The following is a 25,728-nucleotide window of genomic DNA, read 5'->3' as shown; positions in this document are numbered from 1 at the left end:
GCGCAGTTCGTTACCGGCGCGAAACAACGGGCATGTGCTGTGACAAGGGGTTTCCGGTGGTCGCTCACCCGGATGCCGTCGTGCTGTCACTCGATCGGGTAATGGCCGGTCGCGAAAACCGGCGCGATTCCGCCGCGGTGATGATCTATTTTCCGGGTGCTCAGCCCGATTCGGCGTCGAAGCGGAGTTTGGACGTGATCCGGTACCGGTCGCCCCGGTACACCGAGCGCGTCAGCTCGACCGCCCGGCCCGTCGTGTCGCGGGTGAGCCGCTCGATGTGCAGGATCGGCGCGTACACCGCGATCTCGAGCAGCTCGGCCTGCTCCGGGTTGGTCACCGCCGGCTCGATCGTCTGGACCGCGTCCGACACCACGATCCCGAACCGCTCCCGCAGCAGGCGGTAGAAGTTGCCCGATTCCAGGTCCGCGACGGCGAGCCCGGGGACCAGGGACGCCGGCAGGGCCAGCTGCTCGATCGCGATCGGTTCGTCGTCGACGTGGCGGACCCGCGTCACGCGCAGCACCGGCGTCCCCGGGGCGAGTTCCAGGTCGGCCGCCGTGGACCGCGGGGCCGGGGAGACCGCGAACGCGACCACCCGGCTCGTCCAGTGCCCCTCCGCGGGCGGGACCGCGAGCCCCGTCGCCAGTTCCTGGGTCACCTTGTGCGGGCTCGTGAACGTCCCGCGCCCGCGCTGGCGCACCAGCAGCCCGGTGCGGGTCAGCTCGTCGATCGCCGCCCGGACGGTCGGGCGCGACACGCCCAGCTCCGCGGCCAGGTCGCGTTCCGAGGCCAGCCCGGTGCCGGGGCCGGCGTTCTCGATCACCTTGAGCAGGTGCCGCCGGACGCGGTCGCGCTTCACGGTGGGCGGGCGGTCCGCCGGGTCGCCACCTTCGTTTCGGGGGCTCCGGGTGGCGGAGCCCCCGGGCTGCGGCGAAGCCCCGGATGGCTCACCTTTTTTTCGGGGGTTCCGGGTGGCGGAGCCCCCGGCCTGGGGCGAAGCCCCAGGTGACACAGCGGTCAAGGCACCGACTTCCCGGATACGGGGACCGCGCCGGCGAACCGGACGCGCTCCTTGGGCAGGGCGTCCAGGGCGCGCAGCCGTTCGAGGTGACCGGCCAGGCGCTCCTGGAATTCAGCATAACCGCGCACCGCGGGCGACCACGCGCGCTCGGCCAGTGCGCACAGCCGCGGGAACGCCAGGTGCCGCACGTGGTCGGGGGTCGGCGCGTGCTCGGTCCACAGCTGAGCCTGCGTGCCGAGCACCCCGGGCCTGGTCCCGTCGCTGACCGGGAGCCCGCCCGCCAGGGGGTCGAAGCGGTGGACGTCCCGGAGTGTCGTGACGTCCGCGCGCGGCGGTTCGTCCGGTTCTTCGCTCTGCCGGTAGTCGAAGTAGGTCGACGTGTGCGGCGCCATGATCACCTGGTGCCCGCGAGCCACGGCGAGGGCGCCGTGCGCGGCGTCGCGCCACGCCGTGACGACCATTTCCGGCGGCAGCCGGCCGGCCGCGTGGCCGGTCTCGTCCCAGCAGACGGCCTGCCGGCCGAGGCCCGCCAGGAACCCGTGCAGCTCGCTCAGGAACCACGGGTGCAGTTCGGCGGTGTCGCGCAACCCGAGCTGGGCGGCTTTCTCCCGCGCGACCGGGTTCGACGCCCACTGCGTCGTCGGGCACTCGTCGCCGCCGATGTGCAGGTACGGGACCGGGAAGACGTCCGCGACCTGCGCGAGGACCTCGCGGCAGAACGCGAGCGCGCCGTCGTGGACGCCGAGGATGTCCGGGCTGATGCCCCACGCGGTCCACACCGGCAGCCGCACGTCCGGCCGGTTGCCCAGCTCGGGGTAGGCGGCCAGCGCCGAGCGGACGTGCCCGGGCAGGTCGATCTCGGGCACGACCCGCACGCCGCGGTCGGCCGCGAACGCGACGAGTTCGCGTAGTTCGCGCTGGGTGTAGAAGCCGCCGTGGGGGACGCCGTCGTAGACGTCGCTGCCGGCCGCGCCGACCATCGACTCCGTGCGCCACGCGCCGACTTCGGTGAGCCGCGGCCATCCGTCGATCTCGATCCGCCAGCCCTGGTCGTCGGTCAGGTGCAGGTGCAGGACGTTGTACTTGTGCAGCGCCAGCAGGTCGACGAACTCGCGGAGGAACGCCAGCGGCAGGAAATGCCGGGCGACGTCGAGCAGCACGCCGCGCCACGGCAGCCGGGGCGCGTCCCGGACGTGCAGGCACGGCAGCCGTGGCGGCCCGTGCAGCGGCGCCAGCTGCCGGAGGGTCTGCACGCCGTTGCGCAGTCCCGCTTCGGTCGACGCGGTGAGCAGCGCGCCGGTCGGGGTGACGTCGAGTTCGTAGCCCTCCGGCCCGTGGTTCCCGTCGGGTGTGAGGTCGAGGCGGATCGCCGGTCCACTGTGGATCGACGGCCGGGGCAGGTAGCCGGCGAGCAGCCGCGCCGCGCGCTCGGCGCCGCGGCCGGCCAGGACGCGCAGCCCGCCGGCCGGTACGAAGGAGCCGGCGCGGCGGGTCAGCCGCGCGGGGTGGGGGATGATCATCAGCCCTTCACCGCGCCCGCGGTCATGCCTTCGACCAGGTGGCGCTGCACGAGCGCGAAGAAGACGACGACGGGCAGCGCGAACAGCGTCGACGCGGCGATCAGGCCGCCGTAGTCGGTGCCGGTGCTCGTGCTGAACGAGACCAGCCACACCGGCAACGTGTAGCCGGAACTGTCCTTCATGATCACGTAGGCGAACAGGAAGTCGTTCCACGCCGTGATGAACGCGAACACGCTGGTCGCGATCAGCCCGGGCAACACCAGCGGCAGCAGGACCGAGCGCATCACCCGCCCGCGCGTCGCGCCGTCGACCATCGCCGCCTCCTCCAGTTCGACCGGGATGCCGTGCAGGAAGCCGCGCAACGTCCAGATCGTGAACGGCAGCACGAGCGCCACGTACGTCAGGATCAGCCCGAACAGCGTGTCGAGCAGGTGCGCGCTCTTGAGCCCGAGGAACAGCGGGATGACCAGCGCGGGTACCGGCACCATCTGCAGCACGAGCACGCCGATGAGGAAGCTGCGGCGCCCGAAGAACCGGAAGCGCGTCAACGCCGTGGCGGCCAGGAACGCGACCACGATGGACAGTGCGACGACCGCGACGACGACCACGACGCTGTTGACGAGGTCGTGGACGAAGCCCGGCTTGGCGAGCGCGTCGGCGAAGTTGTCCAGCGTGACGTCGAACGGCAGGAACTGCGGCGTGGGCTGGAGGATCTTGCCGGCGGGCTTGAACGCCGTGAGCACCATCCAGTAGACCGGGAAGATCCACACAAGACAGAAGAGGGCGGCTGTGACATTGCGGCCGATCCGCCGGATCACAGGTCCTCCCCGGAACGGACGAGCCGGCGCACGTACACGGCCGTCATCGCGACGAGCAGCGCGACCGAGACGACGGCGATCGCCGCGCCCTGCCCGAAGTCGTTGCGGCTGAACGCCCGGGTGAACGTCCAGATGCCCAGGGTCGTCGTGCCGGCGTTCGGCCCGCCCTGGGTCAGGATCCAGATCTGGTTGAACACGGTGAAGTCCCAGATCACCGAAAGGATGGTGACCAGGCCGAGGATCGGCTGCAGGAACGGGAAGGTGATGGTGCGGTGCACCCGCCACGGCCGGGCGCCGTCCAGTGCGGCGGCTTCGTAGTAGGACCGCGGAATCTGCGAAAGGCCCGCGTAGAGCGTGAGCGCGACGAACGGCACGGACTGCCAGACGACCAGCAGCCAGACCAGTGTGAACGCCGACGCCGGGGACGTCGTCCAGTCGTGCTGGGTCAGGTCGCCGAAGCCGGCCTGGGTGAGCAGCCAGTTGACGACGCCGTAGCCGGGCTGGAAGAGCCACTGCCAGACCAAGGTGGACGCCACGTTCGGCAGCGCCCACGCCGCGATCAGGCAGAGTGTGACGGCGGTGCGCATGCCGCGGCCCAGGCGTTGCAGCAGCAGGGCGACGCCGAACCCGATGACCAGGGTGCCGAGCACGAGCGCCGCGCAGAACCCGATGCTGCGTCCCAGCACCGGGAGGAGCTGGTCGTCGCCGAGGACCGCGGCGTAGTTGTCCAGGCCGGCGAAGGACGTCGTGCCGGTGAACAGGGACCGCAAGCCGTACTGCTGCACCGAAATGACGATCAGGCGCACCAGCGGGTAGCCCAGGACGAGTCCGAGCAGGACGGTCGCGGGCAGCAGCAGGCCGTACGGCAGCAGTGAGGGACGCCGGCGCGGCGTGGCCGGTCTCGGCGGGGCTTCGGGCGGCGCTTTCTCCAGCAACACGAGGACTCCTTCGCGGAAAAGGGGCGGGGTGGCCCGGTTGGGGACGGCAGCCGGCCGGGCCACCCCGCCGGTCAGCGGGCGTTGAGCGCCTCGGTCAGGTGAGCGTCGAAGTCCTTGGCGGCGTCGGCGATCGGCCGGCGCCCGGTGGCGATGTCCGCGAAGAAGGTGTTGATCGACTTGTCGCTCTCGATGGTCGCCCAGCCCGGCGCGGCCGGGGTGGCGACGCTCGTCTTGGCCGCGGTGGCGAAGGCGGCGTTGAGCGGCGGGAGAGTCGGCGTGATCTGGTCGATCAGCTGGGTGGAGATGGGGGTCCAGCCGTCGATGCCGACGATCGCGTCGCGCTGGACGGCCGGGTCCGTCGCGGCCTTGAGGTAGGCCAGCGCGAGGTCCTGGTTGCGGCTCTTGGCGGCGATGGCGAGGTCGGACCCGCCGAGGAACACCGGCTGCGTCCGGCCGGGCGTGGCGCTGGGGAACGGGAAGGTGCCCAGGCGGTCCTTCAGCTCCGGCTTGTTCTTGACGACGGTGTTGACGCTCGTGTCGAGGATCGCCCCGGCGCCGCCGGCGGAGAAGATCGCGGCCTGGTCGGGAGCTTTGGTGTCGACGTTGCGGGAGGCGGGGGAGGAGTAGGCGTTCTGGAAGTCCTTCCAGGCCTGCAGGCCTCTCTGCGCCTCGGGGCTCTCGAGCGCGCCGGCCCACTTGCCGTCCTTCTGCGTCGCGATCTGGCCACCGGCGTCCCAGACGAACTGCAGCGCACCGAACCAGTACTTGCCGGGGAAGTGGAAGGCCGAGTAGTCGGCGGCGGGGTGCTTGGCCTTGATCTTGTCGAGGTCCTGCGTGAGCTCGGTGAACGTCTTCGGCGGCGCGGTGATCCCCGCGTCGGCCCAGACCTGCTTGTCGTAGATGACCGCGCGGTTGCCGGCGAAGAGCGGGGCACCGTAGACGTGTCCGTCCACAGTGGCCGGACCGGCCAGGCCGGCCAGCCAGGTCTGGCCCGCGGCGAGCTCGTCGCGGTGCGGGTTCAGGTCGGTGAGCGCGCCGTTGGCGGCGAAGAGCGGGACGTTCGTGTTGCCGATTTCGATGACGTCGGGGGTGTTGTCCTGGGCCAGCGCGGTGCTGATCTTGGTGTTGATGTTGTCCCACTCCTGGATCTGCACGGTGACCTTCGCGCCGGTGGCCTTCTCGAACGCGGCGTTGATCGCCGCGGTGGCCTTGTCGGACAGGTCGCCGTTCATCAGCCAGACGGTCAGCTGCCCGCCGCCCTGGGCGGACGGAGCGGGGGTGTCGGTACCGCAGGCGGCGGTGGCGGTCACGGCGGCGACGGCCAGGGCGGCGGCGAAAGTGCGTCTGCGCATGGGAGTTCCCGGGGAGTGAAGGTTGACGGGTGGGGGAGCGCCCCAATGTGGCCTTGGTTGCGTGTGACGCACCGAAGGCCGCCTTGGGTGCGTCTGGCGCACCGAAGGCCACATTGGGGCGCTTTCGGCGGAGGGAAGGGGGCCGCGGTCCGGGGTGGTCCCGTTGACCCGGGCCGCGGCCGGACTTCAGCAGTGGCCGAGGTCGGCCCACTGGGCGGTGAGCCCGGGTTCGGACCCCTGAGTCCACCAGTTCGCCTGCCAGAGGTGCGCGTTGTGCTTCACCCGCTGGCCGCCGAGGTACACCGTGCCCCAGTCCCACTCCGCCGCCGTCGAGCAGTCGGCCGGCTGCGAAGGCGTGGTGGGCGTGGTCGGGGTGGTCGGCGTCGTCGGCTTGGTCGTCGTGGTCGCCGGCGGGGTGGTCGGCGTCGTGCACCCCGTCACGGTGTCCACATGGGACGTTCCGGCCGTCCGGTACGAACCCGCGCGGGCGACGGCGTCCGAAGGCGAGACCACCTGGTTGCCCGCGTAGTACGTCCAGTCGACCTGTTCGGTGTAGACGCTGTTGCCGCTCGTGTGCCCGGCCGTGTCGATGAACCACATGTTGTAGTTGATCGACATCGGCGTCCGCGGGTACACCGGGTTGCCCTGCGCGTCGGTCGTGTGGTCCGCGGTGAGCACGCCGTCGATGTAGTACTTCACGTGCCCGCCCGACACCTGCGTGACGATGTCGTGCCAGCCCGCGAAACTGCGGTTCTGCGCGGTGGACGTGCGCAGGCCGTCCCACGTCGGGCTGTTCCAGTACGTGTACCAGCTGGTCTGGTAGTTCGCCGTCGGGCCGCCCCAGCCGCCGTTGGGCAGGTACTCAGAAAAGTCCAGCTCGCTGTAAAGCGGGTCGCGGTCGTACCGCAGCGGCGAAATCGTGAAGTAAGTTTCGTTGACGTGGTCGCCGTCCGTGCCGCTGTCCGGCGCGTCGGTGAAGCGGACGCGGCTCGCGTACGTGCCTTCGAAAAACCGCAGCTGGTTCTGGTACATCTCCGAATGCGTGGTGCCGGCCGCGCTCCCGTCGGTGCCGGCGGCGAGCTGGGCGACGCGCTCGCCGTTCACCGTCGGGAACGTGACGTTGCTGGTGAGCCAGCGCGCGCCGGCCACGCCGGGGCTGCCGACGTCGTTGCGGGTGGTCCAGCCGGCGCCGCTGAACGCGGAGTCGGTGGGGGAGTTGTAGTGGAAGTCGTCGAACAGCACCCCGCAGTCGGCGGCCGCCGCGGCCGGCGGGCTCGCGCTGGCCCCGCCGGTGAGGATCAGGGCGGTCGCGGCCACGGTCGCGACGCTCGTCAGGGCTGCTGTGGTGGTCCGGGTTCTGCGGGACATGGGTCTCCTCCTGAGGATGGCCGTCCGCCGGAGCTCGCTGATTGGTCTAGACGAATCAGGTGGCGAGGACTCTCCTCCTGACCATTGGTAAAGTCAAGATGGCACAAGAACTTACCTTTGGTAATTTCCGGGGCCGGTTTCCGGCGGGTCCCGCGCGGCTTGTCGAGTTACCGTCGTCTCGTTCGTCATCCTCTTCGACCGACGCCGGACGAAGGAGCGCACGTGCTCTACATGCTGCTGATCTACAACTGCGAACGCCCCGAGCCGGGCGACCCCGGGTTCGAGGAGTCGCTGGCCGCCGTCAACGCGTTCGCCGACGAGTGCCGCCGCCGCGGCGTCTTCGTCTCCGGCCACCCGCTGCAGGGCGAGCACACCGCCACGACGGTGACCGTGCAGGACGGCCGGACGCTCATCACGGACGGGCCCTTCGCCGAAACCCACGAGCACCTCGGCGGCGTGTACGTCTTCGACTGCCGCGACCTCGACGAAGCCCTCGAGCTGGCCGCGCTGTGCCCGATGGCCGCCCAGGGGTCGATCGAGGTCCGCCCGGTCGCCGGCGTGCCCGGGCTGGACCACCGCGCCGCCCGTGGCTGACCGGGCGGCCGGTGCCGTCGAACGCGTCTACCGCGCGGACCGCGCCCGGCTGCTCGCCGCGCTGGTCCGGGTGCTCGGCGACTTCGAGCTCGCCGAAGACGCCCTGCAGGACGCGGTCGCGCGGGCGCTGCGGACCTGGGACGCCACGGTCCCGGACGACCCCGCGGCCTGGCTGCTGACCGCGGCGCGCAACAGCGCCGTCGACCGGATCCGCCGGGCCCGCGTCGGCCGGGCCAAGCTGGCCGAGGTCGCGGCCGGGGAAAGCGGGGTGACCACGGTGCACCTGCCCGACGACCGGCTCGCCGAGGTCGGCGACGACCGGCTGAGCCTGCTCTTCACCTGCTGCCACCCGGCGCTGGCCGAAGACGCCCGGGTCGCGCTGACGCTGCAGGCGGTCGCGGGCCTGACCGCCGCCCAGATCGCGCGGCTGTTCCTCGTCGCCGAGCCGGCGCTGGCGCAGCGGCTCGTGCGCGCGAAACGCAAGATCCGCGACGCGGGCATCTCGCTGAGCGTCCCGCCGGATCACCTGCTGCCCGACCGCCTCGCCGGCGTCCTCGCGGTCATCTACCTCGTCTTCACCCGCGGCTACGTATCGCCGTCCGGCCGCGACGAGCCGGCGGAGCTGCGGCGCGAGGCGATCCGGCTGGCGAAGCTGCTGGCCACGCTGATGCCGGACGAGCCGGAAGCGCTCGGCCTGGTCGCGCTGCTCCTGCTGCAGGACTCGCGCTCGGCCGCCCGCTACACCGGCGACGGCGACGTCGTCCTGCTCGAAGACCAGGACCGCGGGCGGTGGGACCGCGCCGAGATCGCCGAGGCGCTCGGCGTGCTCGGGCGGGCGCTGCGTCACGGGACGGTCGGGCGGTACCAGCTGCAGGCGGCGATCGCGGCCCAGCACGCGCAGGCCCGCGCGGCGGCCGACACCGACTGGGGGCGGATCGCCGCCCTCTACGCGCAGCTTCGGACGCTCGCGCCGTCACCCGTGGTCGCGCTCAACCACGCCGTCGCCGTCGCGATGTCCGAGGGACCGGCGTCCGGGCTCGCTCTCGTCGACGCGATCGAGGGGCTCGACCGCTACCACCTCTGGCACGCCGCCCGCGCGGACCTGCTGTGCCGCCTCGGCCGTCCCGAAGACGCCGCCGCCGCGTACCGGCGGGCCCGCGAGCTGGCCGAATCCCCGGCCGACCACCGTTTCCTCGACCGCCGCCTGCACGAACTGGAGTCCTGATGCGACTGTCCGTTCTGGACACCGGCCACCGCCGCCGGGCCCGTGTCTTCATGGCCGTCACGGGCAAGCTCTCCGGCGTCACGAGCCCGGACATCGTCAAGCTGCTGCTGTACCGGCCCGGGTTCCTGACCCGTCCGCTGCTGGAGCTGACCGCGCCCGCGATGCGCGGCGAGTCCTACTGGACCGCCGCCGAGCGCGAATACCTCGCGATGAGCACGGCACGGGTGCACGAGTGCCCGTTCTGCGTGGTCACGCACGCCGAACTGGTGCGCGTCGCCGGCGGCGGTGACCTCGATCCCCGGCCGGAACTGCTTGCCGTGCAACAGTTCCTCGAAGACGTCTCGCGCGACGCCGACCTCGACACCGCGCCGCTGCGCGACTTGCCCGCGCACGCGGTGTCGGAGGCGCTGAACGTCAACCTGGTGTGGAACATCGTCAACCGGCTCGCGAACGCGTTCGGCTTCGAGCTGCTCGACGGGCAGCTGAAGACGGGCACGCGGGCGCTGCACCGCGCCGGCTACCGGTTCCCCGGCTTCCTGCTCGCCGACGGTCCGGACGACCTCCGGGAAAGCGTCTTCGAGCAGCCCGCGCACACGAGCCCCGAACTGCGGCGGGCGGCCGGCGCGGGGGAGGGGCTGCCTTCGCCGTGGGGCGATTACGTGGCGCTGGTCCGCGACGCGTCCCACCGGGTGCGCGACGACGACGTGCGCGCCCTGCTCGCCGCCGGGTGCGGTGAGGACGAGGTCTTCGAGGTCACGGTGGCCGCGGCGGTGGGCGCGGCGCTGCGCAGCTTCGACGCCGGCCGCGCCGCGCTCACGGCTTAGCGGGCGGACTCGAACAGTTCGACGAGGTTGCCCGCGGGGTCGGCCAGGAGGATCTGCCGGCCGCCGGGCCCGGCGACGACGTCACCGCGGAAGGTGAGGCCCGCGTCGGTCAGCCGGGCGATCTCGGCGTCGAGGTCGGGGACGACGAGGTGGATCCGGTTGCGCCCGGCGGCCGCGGCGTCGGCGGGGGTGGCGCGGGCGCCGGAGCTGGCGGGCCCGGAGAGCAGCAGCCGCAGCGGCCCGCGGACGACGTCGGCGAACGCGGGCGCCGCGTTCATGCGGACGGTGAAGCCGAGGTGGGTGGTGTAGAAGTCGAGGGCCGCCGGGACGTCGTCGACGACGTACCGGACGCTGGCGTACTGCTCGGTCATGGCCGGGCCTCCTTGCCTTGTGCCACAACGAGATCCGGCAGCAGGTGCCGGACGCGGGTGTCGATTTCGGCCGCTGTGCGCCGGAACGCGTCGTAACCCGAGGGCTCGGCCACGCTCCAGTGGCGGCGTCGCGGATGGTGGGCGAACTCGGGACAGGCCTCGCGGGCCTTGTCGCACAACGTGATGACGTGGTCGAACCGCCGGCCGGCGACGACGTCGAGGGCCCGCGGCCGCTGCCCGGCGAAGTCGATGCCGAACTCTTCGCGCAGCACTTGGAGCGTGTCCGGGTGCAGCGCGGTTTTCGGGCGCGTACCGGCGCTGGTGACTTCGATCTTGCCGCCGGTCCGCCGGTGGAGCAGGGCTTCGGCGATGGGGGACCGGGCGCTGTTGCCGGTGCAGACGAACAGCACGGCGATCCGCCCGTACGGCACCGGCGGTGGTTCGCCGCGCAACGCGGGGTGCAGCGCCGAGCCGGTTTCGGCCAGCGCGGCGGCGCAGCGGTCGAGATCCAGGTGGTAGTAGCTGTCCCGGCCGTCGAAGCTGCTGCGCGTGGCGGCGACCAGGCCGCCGTCGCGGAGCAGCCGCAGGTGGTAGGAGACGAGGTTCTGCGGCTGGCCGACGCGCTCGGTCAGTTCGCGCACCCGCAGATCGCTCCCGGCCAGCGCCGACAGCAGCGCCCACCGCAGCGGGTGGGCGGCCAGCCGGACGAACGCGGGCGCCTCCATGACCCGGAAGATACATCAAACGGGCTTGATGGACCAGGGTCGCCGTTCCCGCGGCGGCCCTGGTCCGGTGGCTCAGACCCCGGCCGGCTTGGCCTCGGGGGTCCCTTGCAGCCGCGCCGCGCGGGTCTTCGGGCCGAACAGCGCCAGCACCACCGCGCCCACGAGCCACGTCCCGGCGATGAACAGGAACACGCTCTGGTAGCCGCTCCCGTTGTACAACGCGGCCACGATCAACGGACCCACCGCGTTGGACAGCCGGCCGAGGCCGTACGACACCCCGGTGCCCAGCGAGCGGCCCCGCGTGTCGAACAGTTCCGGCGAGTACGCGTACCCCAGCGCCGTGTAACCGCGCTCGAACAGGTTCACCAGGAAGCCGAACACCACGATGAGGACCGGGTTGAACGTCAGGCCGTAGAACAGGCCGCACAGCGCGATGACCGTGCCGAACGCGACCAGGCACCACTTGCGCTCGAAGCGGTCCGTCACCAGCGCCGCCAGGTACGAGCCCAGCGGCGCGCCGACCGTCGTCAGCGCCACGTAGAACACGGACTTCTCGACGCTGAAGCCCTCCTTGGCCAGCAGCGTCGGCGCCCAGCTCGAGTAGCCGAAGAAGCCGATCGTCTGCGTCACCCACAGGACCGTCAGCAGCAACGTCGGCATCAGGTACTTCTTCTTCAGCAGCAACCGCAGCGGCGCCTTGGCCACCGGCGCCTCGTCGACCGCCGGCGCCGGCTCCGGCAGCGGGCCCTTTTCCGCCTCGACGCGCTCCTCGATCTCGCGCAGCACCGCGTCCGCCTTGGCGTGCTCGCCGCGGCTTTCGTACCAGCGCGGCGATTCCTTCAGCTGCCGCGTGAACAGCACCAGCAGCACGCCGAGCGCGCCCCACAGGTACACCAGCCGCCACGACCAGGAGTTGATCGGCACCACCGCGCTCGCGATCAGGTTCGTCACCGGCGTGCCGCAGATGCCGATCACGATCGCGTACGCCTGGTACTTGCCGCGGCTGGCCGCCGGGTACAGCTCGCTGACGTAGATGACCGCGACGACGGTCATCGCCGAGAGCCCGGCGGAGGTCAGGATGCGGAACACCCCGAGGGACACGATGTCCCAGGAGAACACCGCCGCGAACGAGAAGACGCCGAACCACACGGTCGTCCACATCAGCGCGTTCTTCCGGCCCCAGCGGTCGGCGAGCTTGCTCGCGATGATCGAGCCGAAGAACATGCCGACGAACGACAGCGAGGTCACGTAGGCGACCTGGTCGACCGTCACGCCCCACAGCTTGATCAGCTTGGGCGCGGTGGTGGCGAAGCTGTTGATGTCCGCGAACTCGAAGAAGTAGGCGAACGAGACGGCGAGCAGGGTGATCTTGTGGAACCGCGAAATCGGCAGTCTGTTCAGCCGGTTGAGCGCGTTGGCGTGCTGCATTGCATGCCCTTCGGGGGTTTCAGGCGGTTTCGCCGGGCCAGTAGAGGCGCATCGGGTTGTCGACGAGCAGCTTTCGCCGCAGCTCGGGCGTTTCCGCGATGTGCGGGACGTAGTCGACGAGCAGGCCGTCGTCGGGCATGTGGTTCTTCAGGTTCGGGTGGGGCCAGTCGGTGCCCCACAGCACCCGGTCCGGGAACTCCGTCACGACGCGCCGGGCGAAGGGCACGACGTCGGTGTACGCGTGCCGTTCGCCGTCGAGGGCCGGTGGGCCGGTGACGGTGAGGCGCTCGGGGCAGCTCACCTTCACGTGGACGTCGTTGCGGTCGACGAACTCCAGGAACCGCGTGAACTCCGGGCCGTGCACGGGTTTCGTGACGTCCGGGCGTCCCATGTGGTCGATCACCAGCGGCGCGGGGAGGCCGCCGAAGAAGTCCTCGAGCTCGGGCAGGTCGGCGGCTTCGAAGTAGAGCACGACGTGCCAGCCGAGCGGCGCGATCTTCTTCGCGATGGTGCTCAGGTCCTCCTTGGGCGAGGCGTCGACGAGCCGTTTCACGAAGTTGAACCGGACGCCCTTGATGCCCGCTTCGTCGAGTTGACGGAGTTCTTCGTCGCTGACATCCGGGCGGACGGTGGCGATCCCGCGCGCCCGGCCGTCCGCCGCCCGGACGGCGTCGACCATGGCCGAGTTGTCCGCGCCGTGGCAGGTGGCCTGCACGATGACGTTCCGCGCGACGCCGAGGTGGTCCCGCAGCGCGAAGAGCTGGTCCTTGCTCGCGTCGCAGGGCGTGTACTTGCGTTCGGCCGCGAACGGGAACTCGTGCTGCGGGCCGAAAACGTGGCAGTGCGCGTCCACGGTGCCCTCGGGTAGCCGGAAGTCCGGGGTGGACGGATGGGGGTACCAGTCCAGCCAGCCCGGCGTCTTCGGCGCGCGCGCGATCATCGGCCCTGTCCTTTGAGGAGGGTGTCCAGCCGCGGGTAGATGGCGCGGACGTTGTGCTCCCGGATCGCGGCCCAGTCCTCTTCGGACAGTTTCGCGGCTTCGGCGTAGCGGCGCGTGTCGTCGAAGTGGTGGCCGGTGCGCGGATCGACGCTGCGGACGGCGCCGATCATCTCGGACGCGAACAGGATGTTGCGCGCCGGGACGACGTCGAAGAGCAGGTCCGACCCCGGCTGGTGGTAGACGCAGGTGTCGAAGAAGACGTTGTTCAGGACGTGCTCTTCCAGTTCGGGCTTGCCCAGCGCCATCGCGAGGCCGCGGAACCGGCCCCAGTGGTAGGGCACCGCGCCGCCGCCGTGCGGGATGACCAGCCGCAGCGTCGGGAAGTCGGTGAAGAGGTCGCCCTGCACGAGCTGCATGAACGCGGTCGTGTCGGCGTTGAGGTAGTGCGCGCCGGTGGTGTGGAACGCGGGGTTCACGCTGGTGCTGACGTGCACCATGGCCGGGATGTCGTATTCGACCATCTTTTCGTAGATCGGGTACCACGACCGGTCGGTGAGCGGCGGCGCGGTCCAGTGGCCGCCGCTGGGGTCGGGGTTGAGGTTCAGCGCGACGGCGCCGTACTCCTCGACGCAGCGGGTCAGCTCGGGAACGCAGGTGGCGGGGTCGACGCCCGGCGACTGCGGGAGCATCGCGGCGGGCGCGAACCGCTCGGGGTAGAGCGTGCTGACGCGGTGGCAGAGCTCGTTGCAGATGGCCGCCCACGCCGCCGACGTCTCGAAGCCGCCGACGTGGTGGGCCATGAACGACGCGCGCGGCGAGAAGATGGTGAGGTCGATGCCGCGTTCGTCCATCAGGCGCAGCTGGTTCGGCTCGATCGTCTCGCGCAGTTCGTCGTCGCTGATCCGCAGGTCCGCCGGCTTGGGCGCGGGGGCGCCGCCGGTCAGGGACGCGACCTGCTGGTCGCGCCAGGCCGCGAGGGCGGGCGGGGCGGTGGTGTAGTGGCCGTGGCAGTCGATGATCAAGGTGATTCCTCGTCGCTTCTGGGCTTCGATACTCGCACACTAATCGTCGATGAAATTGTTGACAATATCTACGACGAGATTGACCTGATTGAGATCCTTCGCCTGCCGGTGGTTGGGGTCGTCGCAGGTCCGCGTGAGAGACTGCGGCCGAACCGCCGGGGCCGGAGTCGGCGCACCGTGGGGGCGGTCAGCCGAGACCGAGGAAGTCATGACGAATCCGCAGTACCCCGGAGCGCCGGGGCAGCAGCCGTACGGCGCACCTTCGGGTGGTTTCCCGGCGCAGCCGGACCCTGGTCAGCAGCCGTACCCGGCGCCGTCGGGCGGGTTCGCCGCGCCGCCGGGAGCGGGGCACCCGTCGCCGTCGGGCGGGTTCGCCGCGCAGCCCGATCCTGGTCAGCAGCCGTACCCGGCGCCGTCGGGGGGCTTTCCCGCGCCGCCGGCCCCGGGGCAGCCGACTTATCCCGCGCCGTCGGGGGGTTTCCCGGGGCAGCAGCCGTACCCCGGCCAGCCGTCCTACCCCGGCGGGTTCGCCGCCCAGCCGTACCCGGCCGCGCCCTATCCCGCGACCGGTTACGGCATGCAGCCGCCGCAGCCGAACGGCGCCACCGCCATCATCGCCGGGGTCCTCGCCGTGCTCGGCGGGCTCGCCTCGCTGCTCGGCCTGATCACCGGCGTCATCGGGATCTCGAGCCTCGGCTTCCTGCACTGGCTCTTCATCGTCGCCCTGGTCGAGAACCTGATCCTCGTCGGCACCCTGCTGCCCGGCGGCATCCTCCTCTTCCTGCGCAAGCCGATAGGCCGCCTGCTCACCATCATCGGCAGCGGGTTCGCGATCTTCGTGGCCGTCGCGACGGTCGTGGTCGACCTGGTCGGCATCGGGCACTACGGCGCCGGGCTGTTCCCGGGTTTCGTCGGGTTGCTGCTGACGCTGACCCCGGCCATCGCGACGCTCGTCCTCGCGATCGTCAAGCCGACCGCGCAGTGGTGCGCTCCTCGCCCACGCTGACGGGGTTCCCGGCGCGGCGCACCAGGCTCACCATCGCCGCGCCGAGGACGCCCGCGATCGCGAACACGACGAAGCCCGAAGAGGACAGTCCGCTCGCGACGAGGATCCCGCCCAGCCACGGCCCGAACACCGCGCCCAGCCGGCCGACGCCCGACACCCAGCCGAGCGCCGTGGCCCGGCTGTCGGCGGGGTAGTACGAGCCGACCGCCGCGTAGATGAGCGTCTGCGCGCTGAACAGCCACGCGCCGGTGAGGAACACGACCACGTACGTCACGGCCAGCGGCAGGTGGATCGCCAGGAGGCCGACACCGCACGCCGTCAGCGCGAACCAGATGATCGCGACCGGCCGGGCGCCGAACCGGTCGGCGAGCCGGCCGGCGACGAGCATGCCCGCGATCCCGCCCAGGTTGATCACCAGCAGGAAGCTGATCGCGGAACCGAGGTTGTAGCCGCTGCCGCGCATCATCGTCGGCAGCCAGGTGTTGACGCCGTACACCAGCAGCAGGCCGGCGAAGGAGGCGATCCAGAACAGCAGCGTCGTCATCCGCACCGACGGCGTGAACAGCCCGCGCAGGCCGCCGCGCCGGTCTTCCGCCGGTTCGGGCGCGAACGTGCCGAGCGAGACCGCGTACTTGTCCGCGATGGCCCGCGCGCGGTGGGTCTTGCCCTTGGCCAGCAGGAACGTCAGCGACTCCGGCAGCAGGAAGACGACCGCCGGCAGCACCACCACGAGCAGCAGCGCGCCGATCCAGTACACCGAGCGCCAGCCGAGCGACTGCACGAGCGTCATCCCCAGCGCCCCGGCCAGGGCGCCACCCGCCTGGTGGGCCGTCATCACCGTGGTGACGGCGAGGTTCTTCCGCCACGCCGGCGCGTACTCCATGACCATCGCGATCGCCGACGGCAGCAGGCCGCCGAGCCCGATCCCGGCGACGAACCGCGCCGCGCCGAAGAACTCGACCGTCGGCGCGGCGGCGCACGCGGCCGCGGCCAGCGAGAACACCACGACGCCGGTGATGATGATCTTCCGGCGCCCGGTGCGGTCGGTCAGGATTCCCGACGTGAGCGCGCCGAGCATCATCCCGAACGTCGTCAGGCTGCCGATGGTGCCACCGGTGACGGCGGTCAGGCCGAAGCTCTTGTCGGCCAGCACGCCCGGCAGCGTCGCCCCGTAGACGAACAGGTCCAGGCCGTCGAGCAGCACGAGAACCCAGCACAACGCGGTCACCCGGACGGACAGCCGGACCGTGGCGGCGGCCGCGCCGCCGAGTTCTCGTGTGGACATCCTCGTCCCTTTCGTCCTGGGTGGCGAAGGTGTCCGAAGCTACATCGGCTGAGATATTGAACACAAGACTCGCGGCAAGATTGTCAACAATCCTGTGAATCAGCTATGTGCGAAAGTTGGTCACGAGAAGCGCCGGCGACGTCGGCTCGCACGCCCAGCTCGTTCAGCATCTCCGCGGCCGCCGCCATTTCGGCCGTGCGGCGGACTGCGTGCTTGTAGGAGCCGTCGACGAGCCGGTCGACGGTGGCCGCGTTCGCCGCGGTGAGCTCGTCGACGACGATCTTGCGCAGCCAGTCCTCGCAACCCGCGGCGCGCGCGGCTTCGAGCGCTTCGACCACGGCGGCCGACATGCCCTTGAAGAACACGCTGCGCAGCAGCTTGCGTTCGGCGGCGAGTCCGGCGTCGCCGGTCATGACCTCGATCGCGGCGCCGAAACTGTTGAGCGAATTGGCGACAATCTCGGCGGCGACCCCGGTGGCGAGCATGGGTACACGCAGGCCGCGACCCGGTACCGGCGCCATGATCGCGATGTCGGCGAACGGCACGTCGTGCTCGGCGGCGATGGCGGCGAGTTTGCGCTTCGTGCCGGGGGAGGCGGTGTTCAAGTCGGCCCAGGCGGCGCCCGGCTTCACGCCGGACAGGCCGGCTTCGAGCGCTTCGACGGCCGCGTGCGCGCTGTTCACGCTGAGCACCAGGTCGGCGCCCTCGGCGGCGTCGGCTTCGGAGCCGGTGGCGACGACCCCTTCGGCGGCGGGCACGGCCGGGTCGTAGCCGCGCACGACGGCGCCGGCGGCGGCCAGATCGCGGGCGAGCGCGCTGCCCGCTTCGCCGAGGCCCAGTATCGCGATGGTTCCGGACATAGCAGAATCCTCTCGACAAGCTACGATCGAGTACACGATGTGCTCGACAAAATTGTCAACAAACGGCGTCTCTTCAACAAACGGAGTCGGGGTATGACCGAGAGTGCTGCGGATCGGCAGCCGGGGGAGCGTTCCGTGGTGGCGGCCATCCGCGACGCGATCGTCCGCGGCGAGTTCGTGCCCAACCAGCGGCTGGTGGAGGCGGACCTGTCCGGCCAGTTCGCCGCGAGCCGCGCGACGGTGCGCGCGGCGCTGATCGAGCTGACGAACGAGGGGCTCGTCGAGCGGGTGCAGAACCGCGGGGCGCGGGTGCGCGCGGTGTCGCTGGAGGAGGCCGTCGAGATCTCCGAGGTCCGCATGATGCTGGAGTCGCTGTGCGCGGCGAAGGCGGCGGAGCGGGTTTCCGACGCGGAGGTCGGCGAGCTGAAGGAGCTCGGCGAGCTGATGCACCAGGCGGTCGCGGCCGGCGACGTGGTCGGGTATTCGGGCCTCAACCAGCGGCTGCACCGCCGGGTCCGCGAGATCAGCGGCCAGCACACGGCGGCGCAGGTGCTGGAGCGCCTGCGCGGGCAGAGTGTGCGCCACCAGTTCCGGCTGGCGATGCGCCCGGGGCGGCCGCAGGTGTCGTTGCCGGAGCACCTGGCGATCATCGACGCGATCTGCGCGCACGACGCGGCCCGCGCGGCCGAGGCGGCGCGGGTGCACCTGGCGAGCGTGATCGAGGCGCTCAAGGCCGCGGATGCCGCGGAGGTCTCGCACCTGCGCCCGTGAGGCGGGGTGCCGGTGGGAAAGGTCTCGTGCATCTGATGGCATGAACGACCTTTCATGGCGTCGTGTCCCGGTCCGAGGTCATGAACGACCCTTTCAGCGCGCCGGATGGCATGAACGACCCGTTCATGCCATCGCGAGAGCGGCCGCACTCCCGTCACCACTCACCTCGCCAACTTGCGCGCCAAGATTGTTGACAATTTCGTCTACCGAACCGTACCGTACCCCGTATGAAGCCCGTCATCGTCACCGATCCGCCGCGCGCCGACCTCGAGCAGGTCGCGCAGCTGGCCGACTACGGCGTTGCCACCGTTCACGAGGCTCTCGGGCGCTCCGGGCTGCTCGGCCCCGATCTCCGCCCCATCCAGGACGGCGTGCGGATCGGCGGCACCGCCGTCACCGCGCTCTGCTGGCCCGGGGACAACCTCATGATCCACGCCGCCGTCGAGCAGTGCCGCGAAGGCGATGTCCTCGTCGTCACCACCACCTCCCCCTGCCGCGATGGGCTCTTCGGCGAGCTCTTCGCCACCGCGCTTCGGTACCGGGGCGTGAAAGGCCTCGTCATCAACACCGGGGTCCGCGACGTCACCGACCTGCGCGCCCTCGGGTTCCCCGTCTGGTCGGCCGCCGTCAGCGCGCAGGGGACCGTCAAGGCGACCGCCGGCGCCGTCAACGTGCCCGTCGTCATCGGCGGCCAGCTCATTCGCCCGGGCGACGCCATCCTCGCCGACGACGACGGCGTCATGCGCGTGCGCCGCGAGGACGTCCAAATCGGACTCGAGGCTTCGCAGGCCCGGCTCGAAAAGGAAGCCGCCGCACGGGAAGCGTTCGCCCAGGGGCAGCTCGGCCTGGACCGCTACGGGCTGCGCGAGAAGCTCGAAGCCCTCGGTGTCCGGTACGTGACCGCCGAGGAGTACGAAAAGGAGCAGGCATGACCGGCGTGCGGTGCATGCTCATGCGGGGCGGCACCTCCAAAGGCGCCTACTTCCTCGCCGAAGACCTCCCCGCCGACCCGCAGAACCGCGACGACCTCCTCATGCGGATCATGGGCACCCCCGACCCGCGCCAGATCGACGGCCTCGGCGGGGCCCAGCCGGTCACCAGCAAGGTCGCCATCGTGTCCAAAGCGGACGGACGCGACCACGACGTCGACTACCTGTTCCTGCAGCTGGGCGTCGAAGAGCCGACCGTCTCCGACCGGCAGACCTGCGGCAATCTCCTGGCCGGTGTCGGGCAGTTCGCCGTCGAACGCGGGCTCGTGCCCGCCGGCCCCGACCGCACCACCGTGCGCGTGCGGCTGGTCAACACCGGCACCGTCGCCGTCTCGACGTTCGCCACCCCCGGCGGCGAAGTCGATTACGCCGGCGACACGGCCATCTCCGGCGTCCCCGGCACCGCCGCCGCGGTCGAGCTGGACTTCACCGAGACCGAAGGCTCCGTCTGCGGCAGCCTGCTGCCCACCGGCAACGTCCATGACGACGTCGGCGGCATCGCCGTGTCCTGTGTGGACAATGGGATGCCGGTCGTCGTAGCGCGCGCCGAAGACCTCGGGATCACCGGGTACGAACCGGTCGGGGAGCTCGCCGGCACCGAGCTCGCCGGGCGGATCGACGCCCTGCGCGTCGAAGCCGGGAAGCTGATGGGCCTCGGCGACGTCCGCGGCAGCTCGGTCCCCAAGACCACCTTGGTCGCCGCGCCCCGCGACGGCGGCGCGATCTGCACCCGGACCTTCATCCCGGTCAAGCCGCACCCGTCGATCGGCGTGCTCGGCGGCGTCAGCGTCGTCACGGCGCTGCTGCTCGACGGCGCCGTCGGCCACGAGCTGCTCGAGACCGACGGCGGACCCGTCCAGATCGAGCACCCGAGCGGCAAGCTCGCCGTGGCGATCGAGTTCGAAGGCTCCCGCGTCCGGCGGTCGACGGTGATCCGCACCGCGCGGAAGCTGTTCGACGGCACCGTTTTCCCGCGCCCCTGAGGAGACGTCCATGCCCGACCCCTCGCCGCGTCACGAAATCGCCCACCTCGGCCACGTCGAGCTGCTGACCCCGGAGCCGGAGAAGAGCCTCGACTTCTTCGTCCGCGTGCTCGGCCTGACCGAGAACGGCACCGACGGCGACTCCGTCTACCTGCGCACCTGGGACGACTACGAGCACCACAGCCTGAAGCTGACCGCGGCGAAGACGGCCGGGGTCGGCCGGACGGCGTTGCGCGCGTCCAGCGAAGAGGCCCTCAAGCGGCGCGTCGTCGCCCTCGAAGAGCGCGGGCTCGGCGTCGGCTGGGTCGACGGCGACACCGGGATCGGCGCGACCTACCTGTTCCGCGACCCGGACGGCCACGAGCTCGAAATCTATTGGGAGACCGAGCGCTACCAGCCGCCGGAGCACCTGCGGCCCGCGCTGAAGAACCAGGCGCAGGCGTACCCGGGGCGCGGGGTGGGCGTCCGGCGCCTCGACCACGTCAACTACCTGGCGCGCGAGGCCGAGGTCAACGGCCGGTTCATCTGCGACGCGCTGGGTGGCCGCGTCACCGAACAGATCCAGCTCGACAGCGGCGTGATTTCGGGGCAGTGGACGCACTTCGCGCAGAAGTCGTACGACCTCGTCTACACGAACGACTGGACGAAGTCGAACGGCCGGCTGCACCACATCGCGTTCGCCACCGACACGCGCGAGGACATCCTGCGCGCGGCGGACATCGCGCTCGACAACGACGTCCACATCGAGACCGGGCCGCACAAGCACGCGATCCAGCAGACGTTCTTCCTCTACCTCTACGAGCCCGGCGGCAACCGGATCGAACTGTGCAACCCGACCGGGCGGCTGATCTTCGCGCCGGACTGGGAGCCGGTCACCTGGACCGAGGCCGAGCGCGCGAAGGGGCAGGCGTGGGGGCTGAAGACGATCGAGTCGTTCCACACGCACGGGACCCCGCCGGTCGCGTGAGCTCGCGGTAGGCGTCGGCGACGCGGCACAGGTACTCGGTGTCGCTGCCGAGGTCCTGTCCACCTTGGACGGACGGGTCGGTCGCGCGCGGCGGTTCGCCGTGTTCGCGGGCGTGCAGGGCGGCGGCGATTTCGGCGGCCTCCTGGTGTTCGCCGGTGCCGGAGCCGGTGCGGTAGGGGCGGATGGCGAGCAGGCCGTCGCGGATCTCGATGACGCGGCGGTAGAGGTGCAGCCGCGTCGGGAACAGCGTGGTGCGCGGCGGTTCGAGCGCGATCTCCGGCTCGGCGCGGTAGAGGGCCAGCCAGAGCGGGCCGAGCCGGCGGTACTGGCGGTGGCGGCGCAGCCAGCCGGCCGCCGCGGGCGCGCCGACGCCGACGAGCACGAGCACGTGGGCCGCGGTGGGAAGGGCCTTGCTCAGCAGGAAACCCCGGCCGTACTCGAAGGTGAAGGGAGCGCGGGCGGTGACGGCGATGACGGTCCGGATCACCATGTAGGCGGCCGCGGCGACGACCCCGGCGACGACCAGGCCGAGGCCGGCGCGCACGATCCGGTCGGCGGTGCGGCGGGCGTCCTGCAGGCACAGCTTGGCGATGACCGCGAGTTCGGGCAGGAGCGCGAGGGCGTAGGCGACGCAGTACTCCATGACGAACGGCGACTGCGGCATCATGTTCGGGGCCAGCGCGAAGAACGTGATCATCACGGCACCGCCGGTGGCGGCCCAGGCGCTGTGGCGCCGGGCGCTTTCGCGGAGTCCGTGCACGGTGAGGAGGAGCTGGGCGCCGGCCCAGACCGCGCCGACCATGGCGAGGTGGGCGACGAGCAGTTCGACGTTGGGGGCGCCGAGCTCGCGGGTGAGGGTGCGGACGGCGGGGGTGAGCGCGGTTTGGGACACGGCGAGGCCGAGCACGCAGAACCGCACGAGCCGGCGGCCGGGGGTGGGGCTGGGGCGCAGCCAGAGCAGGAGGGCCCAGGCCAGGACGGCCGGGCCGTAGCGGCGGACGAGCTCACCCATGGGCGCCGCGCTTCGCCGGAGGGGTGGCTGCGGTAGCGGGGTCGGCGGGGCGGATCGGCTCGGGCGTGGCGGCCGGGCTGCCGCCGGGTGCGAGCTTGCGGGTGGTTGGCAGGTTGGTGAGATGGGGGACGCGTGCGGGCTCGCGCCGGCTCGGCCCGCTGGTGTGGGGGATGGGCGTGCACGTGGCCGGGTCGGCGGGGCGGGTTGGCTCGGCCGTGGCGGCCGGGCTGCCGCCGGGTGCGAGCTTGCGGCTGGTTGGCAGGCTGGTGCGGGGAACGGGGCCGCGTGCGGCTCCCGGGCCGGCGCAGCCGATCGGTGCGGCCGAACTCGTGCCGCTACTCACTTCACCCACGGTCGCCGCCGTCCTCCAGGGCCGAGCGCAGGCGGTCCGCCGCCGAATCGCCGTGGTGGGCGAAACCCGTGTGCTGGCCCAGCATCGACGCGAACAGCTCCGCCTCCCGCTCCTCCTCGCTCGAATACCCCGCGCGCCCCAGGACCCGGCGGACCATCGCCGGGTCCAGGTTGGGGAGCAGCACGTGCGCCTGCTCGGCCGGGGTGAGCGTCGCCGGGTAGTGGTCGCACAGCATGTGGCCGATCTCGTGCAGCACGATGTGGTCCTGGTGCGGTGCGCTCGTGTGCTTCTCGTACGCGATCAGGTCCGTCGTCGCCGTCGAGATCCACAGGCCGCACACCTCCGACAGCCCGGGCAACGGCAGCAGCCGGATCGGGCGGCCGCGGCGCTCGCCCAGTGCCGCGCACAGCGTCCGCACGTCGAACCTGGCCGGCAGGTTCAGGTCGCGCAGCACCGCGGTGAACCGGTGCCGGAGCCGGCGCCGCGAGGTCATCGCTCGGCGTCGCTCGCCGGTTCGGGGAGACCCTCGAGCTCGCGGACCCGGTCGACCATGTCGCTGATCGCTTCGAGGCTCTTCGCCGACAGCCCACGCGCGCGAAGGGCGATCTGCCGGACCGGTGCCTCCCGCAGCGCGCTGAGCAACGTCAGCTCCGCGTCGATGCGCTCGGCTTCCGCGTCGTCGAAGAAGTACGCGGGCGGCACGCCGAAGAACCCGGCGAGCGCTTCGAGGTGCCGCTTGGTCGGGTTGTCGCGCAGGCCCTTGCGCAGCTGCCACAGGTAGGTGGCCGAAATCGTCGGTCCGCCCTGCGCGCGGATGGACTCGGCGACCTCGTCGAAGGTGTACTCGTCGCCGTCGGCGGGACGCACGACGCTGAACAGGTGGTTCAGCTTCGCGGAGAGGGTTCCCGCGGCGATCTCCTCCGGCATGGCGCGAGTCTACCGTTGACCGCGTCGGCCACGTCAGTTTACGATCGCGGCCGAGTTCACCAACTGATGTGAATGGGCGAGGGGGCGGTTCGCATTCCGAGGAAGCGCGCGAGGATGACGACGACGACCGGACGGCTGGCCGCGGTGGGCGCCGCCGTGCTGCTCTACGCCCACTGCATCGGAGGCGCCGGCTGCCCTGCGGGGCAGCGAACCTGAACTTCCGACGAACCCGTGGCGCTCGCCGCCGCCGTCTCGACCCCGGCCTGCGGCACGGCACCCCTCGTGCGCTTGCAGCGTATAACGGTCTATACGACGGTGCTCGGTGGATCCGGCCCGCCGGTGCCGGTCGCGCTGACTCGCATCGTAGCGATCAAAGGCTCCGGACCGGGCACGTGCGCCGGGACCAGTCAATAGCCCCGTGCCGGCATCGGCACCGCCGGGTCGCCTGAGCCGGATGGCGGCATAACACCGCCGCCGCGCGGATCGCATACCCGCGCCGGCCTGCCGCGATTCCGTCGACCCGACGAAAGTCGGTGCCACGCAAGGAAAAGCTCGGCTTAGCCTCCGAGTCCCGCGGGCGGCCCTCGTCCGCCGAGGACGAGGAGACGCGCCGATGCGGAAACGGCTTGCCGTCCTGTGCTGTGCCGTCGTCGCCACCACCGTGGTGGCCGGGCCGGCGGCCGCCGCGGGGACCGTGCCCGGCCTCACCGGCGCCGCCGCGAAGGCCGCCGCCGGGCCGATGGCCGACCGGTTCCTCCAGCTGCGCCAAGGGAAAGCCGTCGCGCAGCGGCACACCTTCTGGGGTCCCGAACCCCAGCTCGCCACCAGCGCGGACGGGCTGGTCGTCACCCAGAGCGTCACGCCGTCCCTGCGCATCTCGAACCGCGACGACGTCGTCTACGCGCCCACGATGAAGCCCACCGGGCACTCGTGCGTCGAGGTCGTCACCGCCTACGGCCTCGGCGACGCCGCGCAGGTCTGGGCGTGGGACTGGTGCCGCTCGGTGTCGCCCGCCAAGGTCGTGCCCATCGACAGCGCTTTCCTCGCGACCTACACCAGCACCGTGGACGGGCACCCCGCCTACACCGTGCAGGAGGTCCGGACCAATGCGACGGCCAACACGTGGACGGCTTCGCTCCGGAACGTCAAGACCGGCGCATGGGACACGCTGTTCACCCAGAGCGGCAGCGACCAGAGCTCGCTGGACGAAGGCTGGGACATCTTCGAGCTCTACTCGACGCGCAACCCCGCGACAGGCAACGCGTACTACTGCTCGGACGCCCGCGGCGCGGTGTTCGAGTCCAGTTCGCTGCAGCTGCGCGTCGCCGGGCGGTGGGTGAACGCGTCGCCGACGAACTCGCCGCTGCGCCCGACCGCGAACCCGCGGCCGGCCGACTACGACTGCTCGACGCTGCGCTTCGAAGTCCCGGCGCCGAACAGCACCTGGCGGGTCACCGTGTGAGCAGCAGCTCGCGGCCGCGTTCGTGCCACCACGTGTCGAACGCGGCGCTGCAGCCCCGCCGGCCGGCATAGCTCGCGACGGCGGCGGCGTGGATCTCCTCGGCGTGCGCCGCGACGGGAGTGCCCGGCCGATAGCAGAGCCGCAGCTCCTGCCACAGCGGCGCGCCTTCGATCGCGCGCACGGCGATGCTCGCGGGCCGGTCTTCGCGCGTCGCCAGCGCCGGCGCGACCGCCATGCCGGCGCGGACGAGGTCCAGCAGGGTCGCCAGGCACTGCGGCCGGTGCGGCTGGTCGAGCGCGACGCCGTGGCGGCGGCAGACGCGCTGGAGGTACGCCGACCACCGGGTCGTGCCCGGCGCGTCGTCCGCCCACGGGTGCTCGCCGAGGCCGGCGAACGGGACTTCCCGCGTGCCGGCCAGCGGGTGGTCGGGCGCGAGGATCACGAACACCGGCTCTCGTGGGTGCACGACGAGACTCTCGACGCCCTCCGGCACCACGGGATCGGGCAGCGGCGGCAGGTAGACGAGCGCCAGGTCGAGGGCGCCGGTGGCGAGCCGGTGCAGGGTGGCCGTCTCGTCCTGGTCCTCGTGGACGCTCACGCCGTGGCTCCACGGCCGGTCGCGCAGCCAGCGCGACACCGCGAGGTGCAGGAAGCCGCAGTAGCCGCCGACGCGCAGCGGCCCGGCCGGCGCGCGCCGTTCGCCGAGCCGCTCGGTCAGCGCGGACACGCCGGCGAGCACGGTCCGGGCGTCGGCGACGACGTCCGCGCCTAGCCGGGTGGGCACGCAGCCGGTGGGGGAGCGGACGAACAGCGGCCCGCCGACGGACCGTTCGACGCGGCGCAGGAGCCCGGACAGCGCGGGCTGCGAGACGTGCAGAAGGCGGGCGGCGCGGGTCAGGCTGCGCGTGTCGGCGACGGTCACGAGGGCGCGCAGGTGGCGCAGTTCCAGGTCCACGACGCCTCCCGGT

Annotated in this window: 26 protein-coding genes; 9 read left to right on the top strand and 17 right to left on the bottom strand. The window is 71.6% G+C overall.

Annotation, left to right across the window (positions count from 1 at the left end; all coding sequences use genetic code 11):
• Positions 1-160 precede the first annotated feature (160 nt).
• The 6 genes from ABFJ78_RS43545 to ABFJ78_RS43520 all read right to left on the bottom strand — a co-directional run bounded on the left by ABFJ78_RS43545 (position 161) and on the right by ABFJ78_RS43520 (position 7,017).
• A complete protein-coding gene (locus ABFJ78_RS43545; protein ID WP_436393315.1) occupies positions 161-859 on the bottom strand; it encodes a GntR family transcriptional regulator in 699 nt (232 codons plus the stop codon).
• A gap of 158 nt (positions 860-1,017) precedes the next feature.
• On the bottom strand, positions 1,018-2,541 hold the full coding sequence (locus ABFJ78_RS43540; protein WP_436393314.1) for a beta-N-acetylhexosaminidase: 1,524 nt from the start codon (positions 2,539-2,541) through the stop codon (positions 1,018-1,020).
• The gene (locus ABFJ78_RS43535) at positions 2,541-3,359 is read right to left on the bottom strand and encodes a carbohydrate ABC transporter permease (protein ID WP_436393313.1); all 819 of its coding nucleotides are present in this window, start codon (positions 3,357-3,359) and stop codon (positions 2,541-2,543) included. Before ABFJ78_RS43535 ends, ABFJ78_RS43540 begins: the two co-directional genes overlap by 1 nt.
• A complete protein-coding gene (locus ABFJ78_RS43530) occupies positions 3,356-4,297 on the bottom strand; it encodes a carbohydrate ABC transporter permease (RefSeq protein WP_436393312.1) in 942 nt (313 codons plus the stop codon). Before ABFJ78_RS43530 ends, ABFJ78_RS43535 begins: the two co-directional genes overlap by 4 nt.
• Before the next feature lie 71 nt (positions 4,298-4,368).
• Positions 4,369-5,649, bottom strand: coding sequence for an extracellular solute-binding protein (locus tag ABFJ78_RS43525; protein ID WP_436393311.1), 1,281 nt, complete (start codon positions 5,647-5,649; stop codon positions 4,369-4,371).
• Positions 5,650-5,835: 186 nt separating this feature from the next.
• A complete protein-coding gene (locus ABFJ78_RS43520) occupies positions 5,836-7,017 on the bottom strand; it encodes a carbohydrate-binding protein (protein WP_436393310.1) in 1,182 nt (393 codons plus the stop codon).
• A 222-nt stretch (positions 7,018-7,239) separates the two neighbouring features.
• Here ABFJ78_RS43520 and ABFJ78_RS43515 point away from each other — a divergent pair, with 222 nt between their 5' ends.
• The 3 genes from ABFJ78_RS43515 to ABFJ78_RS43505 are packed head-to-tail and all read left to right on the top strand — an operon-like array spanning position 7,240 to position 9,660.
• Positions 7,240-7,611, top strand: coding sequence for a YciI family protein (locus ABFJ78_RS43515; protein WP_436393309.1), 372 nt, complete (start codon positions 7,240-7,242; stop codon positions 7,609-7,611).
• Entirely contained in the window at positions 7,604-8,836 is a 1,233-nt protein-coding gene (locus tag ABFJ78_RS43510) for an RNA polymerase sigma factor (protein ID WP_436393308.1), read from the top strand. Before ABFJ78_RS43515 ends, ABFJ78_RS43510 begins: the two co-directional genes overlap by 8 nt.
• On the top strand, positions 8,836-9,660 hold the full coding sequence (locus ABFJ78_RS43505; protein ID WP_436393307.1) for a hypothetical protein: 825 nt from the start codon (positions 8,836-8,838) through the stop codon (positions 9,658-9,660). The genes ABFJ78_RS43510 and ABFJ78_RS43505 overlap by 1 nt, the downstream gene beginning before the upstream one ends.
• Here the strand turns inward: ABFJ78_RS43505 and ABFJ78_RS43500 are convergent.
• From ABFJ78_RS43500 to ABFJ78_RS43480, 5 genes are all read right to left on the bottom strand, one after another.
• Entirely contained in the window at positions 9,657-10,031 is a 375-nt protein-coding gene (locus tag ABFJ78_RS43500) for a VOC family protein (protein ID WP_436393306.1), read from the bottom strand. The two genes, ABFJ78_RS43505 and ABFJ78_RS43500, sit on opposite strands and share 4 nt — an antisense overlap.
• Entirely contained in the window at positions 10,028-10,756 is a 729-nt protein-coding gene (locus ABFJ78_RS43495) for an ArsR family transcriptional regulator (protein WP_436393305.1), read from the bottom strand. Before ABFJ78_RS43495 ends, ABFJ78_RS43500 begins: the two co-directional genes overlap by 4 nt.
• A gap of 72 nt (positions 10,757-10,828) precedes the next feature.
• Positions 10,829-12,184 (bottom strand): MFS transporter, encoded by a 1,356-nt coding sequence (locus ABFJ78_RS43490; RefSeq protein ID WP_436393304.1) that lies wholly within the window; start codon positions 12,182-12,184, stop codon positions 10,829-10,831.
• A gap of 19 nt (positions 12,185-12,203) precedes the next feature.
• Positions 12,204-13,124, bottom strand: a complete 921-nt coding sequence (locus ABFJ78_RS43485; RefSeq protein WP_436393303.1) for an amidohydrolase family protein — start codon at positions 13,122-13,124, stop codon at positions 12,204-12,206.
• Positions 13,121-14,146: an amidohydrolase family protein gene (locus tag ABFJ78_RS43480; protein ID WP_436393302.1), complete on the bottom strand. Its 1,026-nt coding sequence runs from the start codon at positions 14,144-14,146 to the stop codon at positions 13,121-13,123. The genes ABFJ78_RS43485 and ABFJ78_RS43480 overlap by 4 nt, the downstream gene beginning before the upstream one ends.
• 208 nt (positions 14,147-14,354) lie before the next feature.
• Here ABFJ78_RS43480 and ABFJ78_RS43475 point away from each other — a divergent pair, with 208 nt between their 5' ends.
• Positions 14,355-15,152 carry a hypothetical protein gene (locus ABFJ78_RS43475; protein WP_436393301.1) on the top strand — a complete coding sequence of 266 codons (798 nt, stop codon included), beginning with the start codon at positions 14,355-14,357 and terminating at the stop codon, positions 15,150-15,152.
• Here the strand turns inward: ABFJ78_RS43475 and ABFJ78_RS43470 are convergent.
• Positions 15,112-16,437: an MFS transporter gene (locus tag ABFJ78_RS43470; protein WP_436393300.1), complete on the bottom strand. Its 1,326-nt coding sequence runs from the start codon at positions 16,435-16,437 to the stop codon at positions 15,112-15,114. The two genes, ABFJ78_RS43475 and ABFJ78_RS43470, sit on opposite strands and share 41 nt — an antisense overlap.
• Before the next feature lie 83 nt (positions 16,438-16,520).
• On the bottom strand, positions 16,521-17,297 hold the full coding sequence (locus ABFJ78_RS43465; RefSeq protein ID WP_436393299.1) for a DUF1932 domain-containing protein: 777 nt from the start codon (positions 17,295-17,297) through the stop codon (positions 16,521-16,523).
• Positions 17,298-17,390: 93 nt separating this feature from the next.
• Here ABFJ78_RS43465 and ABFJ78_RS43460 point away from each other — a divergent pair, with 93 nt between their 5' ends.
• The 4 genes from ABFJ78_RS43460 (at position 17,391) to ABFJ78_RS43445 (ending at position 21,007) form a co-directional block, all read left to right on the top strand.
• Positions 17,391-18,068, top strand: coding sequence for a GntR family transcriptional regulator (locus ABFJ78_RS43460; RefSeq protein WP_436393298.1), 678 nt, complete (start codon positions 17,391-17,393; stop codon positions 18,066-18,068).
• A gap of 227 nt (positions 18,069-18,295) precedes the next feature.
• Complete coding sequence (locus tag ABFJ78_RS43455; RefSeq protein ID WP_436393297.1) at positions 18,296-19,000, top strand: 4-carboxy-4-hydroxy-2-oxoadipate aldolase/oxaloacetate decarboxylase; 705 nt, start codon at positions 18,296-18,298, stop codon at positions 18,998-19,000.
• Positions 18,997-20,040: a 4-oxalomesaconate tautomerase gene (locus tag ABFJ78_RS43450; RefSeq protein ID WP_436393296.1), complete on the top strand. Its 1,044-nt coding sequence runs from the start codon at positions 18,997-18,999 to the stop codon at positions 20,038-20,040. Before ABFJ78_RS43455 ends, ABFJ78_RS43450 begins: the two co-directional genes overlap by 4 nt.
• Positions 20,041-20,050: 10 nt before the next feature.
• A complete protein-coding gene (locus tag ABFJ78_RS43445) occupies positions 20,051-21,007 on the top strand; it encodes a catechol 2,3-dioxygenase (RefSeq protein WP_436393295.1) in 957 nt (318 codons plus the stop codon).
• Here the strand turns inward: ABFJ78_RS43445 and ABFJ78_RS43440 are convergent.
• The 3 genes from ABFJ78_RS43440 to ABFJ78_RS43430 form a co-directional block, all read right to left on the bottom strand.
• The gene (locus tag ABFJ78_RS43440) at positions 20,913-22,019 is read right to left on the bottom strand and encodes an MAB_1171c family putative transporter (protein WP_436393294.1); all 1,107 of its coding nucleotides are present in this window, start codon (positions 22,017-22,019) and stop codon (positions 20,913-20,915) included. The two genes, ABFJ78_RS43445 and ABFJ78_RS43440, sit on opposite strands and share 95 nt — an antisense overlap.
• A 344-nt stretch (positions 22,020-22,363) precedes the next feature.
• Positions 22,364-22,864, bottom strand: a complete 501-nt coding sequence (locus tag ABFJ78_RS43435) for a hypothetical protein (protein WP_436393293.1) — start codon at positions 22,862-22,864, stop codon at positions 22,364-22,366.
• Positions 22,861-23,298, bottom strand: a complete 438-nt coding sequence (locus ABFJ78_RS43430; RefSeq protein WP_372661889.1) for a helix-turn-helix domain-containing protein — start codon at positions 23,296-23,298, stop codon at positions 22,861-22,863. The genes ABFJ78_RS43435 and ABFJ78_RS43430 overlap by 4 nt, the downstream gene beginning before the upstream one ends.
• 613 nt (positions 23,299-23,911) lie before the next feature.
• Here ABFJ78_RS43430 and ABFJ78_RS43425 point away from each other — a divergent pair.
• The gene (locus ABFJ78_RS43425; protein WP_436393292.1) at positions 23,912-24,760 is read left to right on the top strand and encodes a carbohydrate-binding protein; all 849 of its coding nucleotides are present in this window, start codon (positions 23,912-23,914) and stop codon (positions 24,758-24,760) included.
• Here ABFJ78_RS43425 and ABFJ78_RS43420 read toward each other — a convergent pair.
• Entirely contained in the window at positions 24,750-25,715 is a 966-nt protein-coding gene (locus ABFJ78_RS43420; protein WP_436393291.1) for a LysR family transcriptional regulator, read from the bottom strand. The genes ABFJ78_RS43425 and ABFJ78_RS43420 overlap by 11 nt on opposite strands.
• Positions 25,716-25,728 lie beyond the last annotated feature (13 nt).

The sequence above is a fragment of the Amycolatopsis sp. MEPSY49 genome, from assembly GCF_051337345.1.
Taxonomy (GTDB): domain Bacteria; phylum Actinomycetota; class Actinomycetes; order Mycobacteriales; family Pseudonocardiaceae; genus Amycolatopsis.
This window is presented reverse-complemented; position numbering and strand designations above follow the sequence as displayed.